The 534-nt window shown below is 76.4% G+C and carries 2 protein-coding genes; one reads left to right on the forward strand and one right to left on the reverse strand.

Annotated elements, in window-relative coordinates:
- Nucleotides 1-184, reverse strand: a 184-nt coding sequence (locus tag PROKR_RS33970; protein WP_036960450.1) for a hypothetical protein, incomplete at its 3' end; no start/stop codon positions are given.
- Nucleotides 185-276: 92 nt separating this feature from the next.
- On the opposite strand from PROKR_RS33970, the gene PROKR_RS05675 reads away from it, so the two are divergent.
- Nucleotides 277-534: glycosyltransferase (locus tag PROKR_RS05675; protein WP_211240040.1), on the forward strand; the 258-nt coding region annotated here is incomplete at its 3' end.

Consider the following 534-nt stretch of genomic DNA (forward strand, 5'->3'; position numbering starts at 1 on the left):
GGCGGCCCGGCCGCACCACGCGCTGCAGCGGGCCCTCGGCCAGGGCGCGGTGCAGGGCGCGCAGCGCGTCCAGGTCGAGGGGCGCCGGGATGCGCCAGACGGTCTGGTTGACCACGGCCACCCCGAGCACCCGGCGGGTGCGCAGGAACAGGTCGTCGTCGTAGGTCAGGCGGTTGCTCGTCACGGGGGAGCGGGTCGTCGGCGGACTGTTCGGCGGGCTGGTCACTGGGCTGGTCAAGGGATCTCCGGTGCCGGGCTGGTGGGTAGGGTGCGCGCGTGCGTCATGTCTTCGCCCTGGTGGGCAGTCGAGGAGATGTCCAGCCGGCCCTCGCGGTGGCCCTGGAGCTGCGGCGGCGCGGGCACGAGGTGGTGACCGGCGTGGCCCCGAACCTGGTGCCGCTGGCCGTCCGGCTCGGCCTGGACCCGGTGCCGCTGGGCATCGACTCCGCGGCCCTGCTGGGCTCTGACCTGGTGCGGCGCGACATGCGGTCGGCCCACCCGGTGCGCCGGGTGCGGGCGCTGCGCGCCGTGGCG

The organism is Promicromonospora kroppenstedtii DSM 19349, from assembly GCF_000515355.1.
Classification (GTDB): Bacteria; Actinomycetota; Actinomycetes; order Actinomycetales; family Cellulomonadaceae; genus Promicromonospora; species Promicromonospora kroppenstedtii.